6 protein-coding genes are annotated in these 6,474 nt (G+C 23.2%); 5 read left to right on the top strand and 1 reads right to left on the bottom strand.

Translation table 11 applies throughout. The features are described from left to right. Positions 1-714, bottom strand: a 714-nt coding sequence (locus tag T523_RS09170) for a hypothetical protein (RefSeq protein ID WP_198016031.1), incomplete at its 3' end; no start/stop codon positions are given. 324 nt (positions 715-1,038) lie between these two features. Between T523_RS09170 and T523_RS05565 the strand changes: the two genes are divergently transcribed. From T523_RS05565 to T523_RS05545, 5 genes are all read left to right on the top strand, one after another. Beyond that, complete coding sequence (locus T523_RS05565) at positions 1,039-2,274, top strand: LL-diaminopimelate aminotransferase (RefSeq protein WP_042707936.1); 1,236 nt, start codon at positions 1,039-1,041, stop codon at positions 2,272-2,274. A gap of 150 nt (positions 2,275-2,424) precedes the next feature. Beyond that, entirely contained in the window at positions 2,425-3,120 is a 696-nt protein-coding gene (locus T523_RS05560) for a DUF6882 domain-containing protein (protein WP_052334655.1), read from the top strand. A 278-nt stretch (positions 3,121-3,398) separates the two neighbouring features. Continuing rightward, positions 3,399-4,016 carry a DUF6891 domain-containing protein gene (locus T523_RS05555; protein WP_042707934.1) on the top strand — a complete coding sequence of 206 codons (618 nt, stop codon included), beginning with the start codon at positions 3,399-3,401 and terminating at the stop codon, positions 4,014-4,016. 245 nt (positions 4,017-4,261) lie between these two features. Continuing rightward, entirely contained in the window at positions 4,262-4,894 is a 633-nt protein-coding gene (locus T523_RS05550; RefSeq protein ID WP_042707933.1) for a hypothetical protein, read from the top strand. A 344-nt stretch (positions 4,895-5,238) separates the two neighbouring features. Next, positions 5,239-6,258, top strand: coding sequence for an adenylosuccinate synthetase (locus T523_RS05545; RefSeq protein WP_042707932.1), 1,020 nt, complete (start codon positions 5,239-5,241; stop codon positions 6,256-6,258). The last annotated feature ends 216 nt before the right edge of the window (positions 6,259-6,474 follow it).

Here is a 6,474-nt window from a genome sequence, read left to right as displayed (position 1 = left end):
TGTTTTTATTTCTGTTGGTTCTGGTTTTTCTTCTTTTATTTTTTGTGTTGTTGGTTCTGGTTTTATTTTAGGTTCTGTTCTTAATTTTGGAGTTATGTGTGCTTTTTGTTTTGGTTTTATGAATTTTACTTTAGTTTCTTCTTTTGGTTCTATTTTTTCTTTTATTTCATCTTTTTCTGGTTCTACTATCTCTTTGTGTGCAGCTTTAACTGGTTTTTCTTCAATTTTTTCAATTTCTTCTTTACTTACTTTTGGTTTTGTTGCTGTAGTTTTCAATTTATCTTTTGCTATTTCTTCTTGAGTTTTAGCATTTACTACTTTTGGTTTTATTTCTGGACTGTTTTTAACATTTATACTAATTGGTTTTCCATTTGGTTTATTATTGTTTTTTGGTTTTTCTTTTAATATGGTTCCATTTGTATTTGTTGTTTGTATTATTTTGTTATTTTCTTCTTTACTTGGTGTTGTTGTAGTTTTTGGTCTTGTAATTGTTAGTTCTTCAATCTCTTTATTAAGATTATCATTATTTTCTTTTACTTGTTTGGTTTTGAATATTTTATTTTTAGTAGATGATATTGTATTATTAATTTTGTTTCTGCTATCTTTTTTATGATGTTCTTCTTTAAATAAAGGCATTTGGTTATGTCCTTTTAAACTACTTTCAATTTCATGGGTTTCTAATTTTCTTCCTTTTTCTTCATCTCTATAATACAATTTAACGATTATGCATGCTATTATACATATAATAGCAATGTTAATCAGTATTAATATTGTTTTAAATGGCATGTTATCCTCAACTTTCTTTTTTAAAGATTAATTAATTAATCATAATAATTTTTATTATTATTAATATATATTATTTATTAAATATTATAATTTTAATTTATTATTAATAAGAATATTTAATTATAAATTTCCATTTAATTTATATATTTATAAAACCTAATATTTTATTAGTGTAAATCTTACATATTATTTTTAAAAATATTATTTTAAAATAATCTTTTTAATTTAATTTAAATTTTATCGAGGAATAAAATGGTTGTTAAAGTAAATGAGAATTATCTTTTATTAAAAAGTAATTATCTTTTTGCTGAAGTAGCAAATAGAGTTGCAAAATTTGAGGAAGAAAATCCAGATATTGATCTTATTGCAATGGGTATTGGGGATGTAACAAAACCATTACCAAAAACAGTAATCAAAGCATTTAAAGATGCAGTTGATGAAATGGGTGATTCTGAAACATTTCGTGGATATGGTCCAGAACATGGTTATGAATTTTTACGTGAAGCTATTATTAAAGGTGATTATGAACCTTTAGGTGTTTCTTTAGATGTTGATGAAATATTTATTAGTGATGGAGCTAAATGTGATACTGGAAACATTCAGGAATTATTTTCAAATGATAACATTATTGCAGTAACTGATCCAGTATATACTGTTTATGTTGATACAAATGTTATGGCAGGAAGAACTGGTGAAATGCAAGATGATGGTAAATATGAAGGATTAGTATATCTTCCATGTACTGAAGAAAATAATTTTGAACCTTCTATTCCTGATGAAGATTTTGATATTATTTATTTATGTTATCCTAATAACCCAACTGGTTCAACTTTAACTAAAGATCAACTTGCTAAATTTGTTAAATATGCAAAAGAAAATAATGTTTTAATTTTATTTGATGCAGCTTATGAAAAATTTATTACTGAAGATAATATACCTCACAGTATCTATGAAATTGAAGGAGCTAAAGAAGTAGCTATTGAATTTAGAAGTTTTTCAAAAACAGCAGGTTTCACAGGAGCTCGTTGTGCTTATTGTGTAGTTCCTAAAGACCTTAAAATTCAAGATAATGAAGGTAATAAACATTCTGTAAATGCTTTATGGGATAGAAGACAATCTACTAAATTTAATGGAGTATCATATCCTGTTCAAAGAGCTGCAGAAGCTATTTATACTGAAGAAGGTCAAAAAGAAATCCAATCTAATATTGATTATTATCTTAGGAATGCTAAACTTATTCGTGAATCTTTATCTAATATTGGATTAAGTGTTACTAGTGGAATTAATTCACCATATATTTGGGTAAAAACTCCAAATGATATGCCTTCTTGGGAATTCTTTGATTTATTATTAAATGAAGCAAATATTGTAGGTACTCCTGGTGCAGGATTCGGACCTTCTGGTGAAGGATACTTTAGACTTACTGCATTTAATACTTATGAAAACACAAAAGAAGCTATGGATAGAATTTCAAAATTGTCCTTTTAAGATTTAAAATTTTTTAATCAAATTTAAAAAACAAATATTTTAATCTTTTTTAGATTTGATTTTATTTAATTTTTTTTAAATTTAAATTTATATAATATTTAAATTATATTCTTATTTTATTTTTTTATACAATTATTAAGGAGAATGATTATGTTTAATTTACCATTAGAAATTACCGCTGAAGATGATTTACAATCAATATTTACAAAATATGGTGCTTATGCTTTAGATAAGCAAGAAAATTTATCTGATTTGATTGGAGAAAAAAAAGGAAATTTAGATATTGAAAATGGTATATTATCTTTTGGTGAAGATTTAAGTTTTTCTATTCAATTAATTGCTTACTTATCTCTTGATGATAATAAATTTTCATGGGCATGGGATAATAGTGAAATTGGTTTTCCGCTTGAATTAATTGATGAAGCTAAAAAAATTAAAGAATTTGGTGAAGAATATAATATTCCTCAATTTACAACTCCAATGTTTAATGCAGATATTGAAGAAGCACACTTTTTACTTATGACTGTTATTTCTTTATTTGATGATAGTGCATATTATGTTGCAGAAATTGGAAACTTTGCATTCTTTGTAACTATTAATTCTGAGGATATTCCTGAAAATAATACTATAGATAGATTTGAATTCATTTATTATAATTTCCAAAAAAATTATGATGTAAATGGTAAAATCGCATTTGAAGGTTATGCAGCACTTAAAGGTTATCCTACAAATGTTTATGATGAAGATAATTTTCAAGTTGCAATCATTGGTGAAGATAAAATAATGATTGGATATTCTAAAAGAGGTAATGTAAATCTTATTAAAACATTTAAACCTAATGAATAATCTTTTTCTTTTTTTATTTTAACTATCTTTGTTTTTTATATTTTGTATTTATAAGAATATGAATTATATTTGTATCTTATTTTTTCCTTTTTATTTAATTAATATTTTTTAGACTTTCTTAAAATCAATAAATTAATAATATAATCTAATTTTAGTTTAAAAATAAAATAAGTTTTTAAGAGTCAATTTTTTAAAGTACTATTTATCTAAACTCTAGAATCAAATTTATATAATTAATAATTATATATAATATTTAATTATAGATTTATTGTGATTTTATGAGTGATGATTTAAAAGAAGAATTAAATTATGAAATTGATTTTCTTGTAAAAACTGGTTTTTATGATATAGAAGAAATCTTAGAGACTATTGATGATGAATTTATTGATTATAATATTGATTTAGATGTTGTATCTAATATTATAGAGAATATTTATACAAAACATAATAGTACTAAATCAAATAGTTCTGATTTTAATAATTTAAAAAAAGTTTTTAATAGTTTATCTAAACAAGGTATTGTTTCAATTCATAACTGTGGTTATGATCCTGAAGAAGGTATACATGATTCTATTGAGGTATATACTCATTTAATAAACAATAATTATAAACCAATAGGTTTTGTATTTTATACATTATTTGATATTGAAACGGTTTTAGATGATAATTACTTAAGTATTTATTTTGGGGATTTTCATGGTGATAAAAAAGTTTCTAATAAATTAGCTAATATGATTATTAAAACTTTAGAATCATTTGGATTTAATTTAGATTGGGATAATAATCCTGAAAATCCAATTATTATTAATGATTTTAATTGGATTAAAATATTTGATAATGATAATTATTTCATGGAAGGAGCTTATGACGTGTTTACTCAATTTAACACTAATTAATCATTATTTTGAATTTTAATCTTTCGTTTACTATTTATATTTTTATTATTTGGTTGAATTAGTATTTTTATTGGATGTTAGTTTGTTTTGAATTGTGATTTTTTATATTATTTGGTTGAATTAGTATTTTTATTGGATGTTAGTTTGTTTTGAATTGTGATTTTTTATATTAATAATATTGAAATTATAAATTTATTAAATATTTTTTAATAATTTTTTATAGAAAATAATTTGAATTGATATTTATGAATAATAAATCTTATTTAATATTAGAAGATGTTATCTCTGAGGCAGGTAAATGGGTTTCATTAGAAGTTTCTGGTGATACTATTTATTTAGATTTCTCATCTGTTGAGTTATTTAATATTCATGATGATTCAAAAAAAGATTCTAAGATTTCTATCCGTTTTTCTGATAATTCTCTTTTTTCTATTTTTTATAATGATAAAAAGGACCTTGATTTTTTAAATCTTACTAAAAAAGATAGAAATGATTTTTTAATGGAATTTAATAGGAATTTAGATAAAGGCATGTTTAAGTTTCAGGATATGTCATTTATTAATTCTAAATTTACTAAGTTTAAAAATGAAATGATTTTCTTAGATAATTTTAATAATGATTCACCTGATTTTATAATGTCTTTTTTATCTAATGGTATTGGTGTATGTGTTGGTGGAAATTCATTAAATATTTATATGGGCCTTGAAGAATTAACAGATAATGATATTTTGTTTTTATCAAATAAATGGTCAAGATATTATCTTTCATATTGGATAAATAAAGGTACTAAAGATGAATATAGTTATGATGCTCTTTGTGAATTAAATCCAATTGAAATTAATAAAGGTTTTAAATTATTTAGTAAATTTAAATTTTGATTTTATTTGACTTTTTTAAATCATTCTAATTTTTTAAAATAAAACTTTTAAATTTAATTTTTAAGTATTAATGTGGTTTAAATTCTTATAGTAAAATATTATTTCAACAGACTTATTTTTTAATTCTTTTTTTAATTTTTCATAATTTTTTATTTATTTTTTAATTTTAATTTTTTTAATTTTTCATAAATATTTTTAATTTTTTCTAAAACTTTATTAATATTAAATTATTAATATTGTAATGGTCTATAAAAACATTTTTTAAATTTATAGTTTATGTGAAAAAAAGGGTTTTTTTACAAAATTTTTAAGACTATTTATTATATTTATTTAGGAGATTTTAAATGACTTGTAGTATTTTAACTGGTGGTGCATGGGGAGACGAAGGTAAAGGTAAATGTATTACCTACTTCTGTAAGAATGATAATCCTTCCATCATTGCTCGTGCTGGTGTTGGTCCTAATGCGGGACATTCTGTTGAATTTAATGGCGAAAAATATGGTTTAAGACTTATTCCTTCTGGATTTGTAAATACTGATTCTGAGCTTCTTGTTGGTGCAGGAGTTTTAGTTGATCCTGAAGTACTTTTCCATGAATTTGATTATTTAAAAAAATACGATGTTAAAAGTAGAACTTTAATTGATGGTCGTTGTGCTATTATTAAACCAGAACACCGTGAAAGAGATAAACACTCTGATTATTTATCTAATAAAATTGGTAGTACTGGATCAGGTTGCGGACCTGCAAATTCTGATAGGGTTTTAAGAATTGCAGATTTAGCAAAAGATATTCCTGAATTAGAAGAGTATATTACTGATGTTTCTTTAAAAGTTAATGATACAATTGATGAAGGTAATGATGTATTTATTGAAGGTTCTCAAGGTTTTGCTTTATCTTTATATTATGGTACTTATCCATTTGTAACTAGTAAAGATACTTGTGCTAGTACATTTGCTGCAGATGTAGGTGTAGGACCAACTAAAGTAGATGAAGTAATAAGCGTATTTAAATCTTATATTACTCGTGTTGGTGAAGGACCTTTCCCTACAGAAATTTCTCAGGAAGAAGCTGCTGAAAAAGGTATTGAAGAGTATGGTGTTGTAACTGGTAGACGTAGAAGAGTAGGTTTATTCGATTATGACCTTGCTAAAGAATCTTGTAGAATTAATGGTACAACCCAAATTGCATTAACTTGTGTTGATAAATTATATGATTGTGCTGGTATTACTGATTATTCACTTTTACCTGCTGATGCTAAAGAATTTATTAATAAAATTCAAACTGCTACTGGTGTACCTGTAACTATTATTTCTACTGGACCTGATTTAAAAGAAACAATTGATTTAAGAGATGAATTATTATAATTCATTTTTTATCTATAATTTTTATTTTTTTAGTTTTTTGAAATCTTTTCTATTTTTGTGTGATTTTTAGTTTTTTTTAGTTTTTTTTGAAATCTTTTCTATTTTTTGAGTATTTTTTTAATTTTAATTTTCAAGTATTAATTTTTTTATAAAAAACTAGAATTTTAATAAACTCATTTTTTATATAAAATAAACTTTTTTTATAAGTTATATGCT

The organism is Methanobrevibacter wolinii SH, assembly GCF_000621965.1.
GTDB lineage: Archaea > Methanobacteriota > Methanobacteria > Methanobacteriales > Methanobacteriaceae > Methanarmilla > Methanarmilla wolinii.
This window is presented reverse-complemented; position numbering and strand designations above follow the sequence as displayed.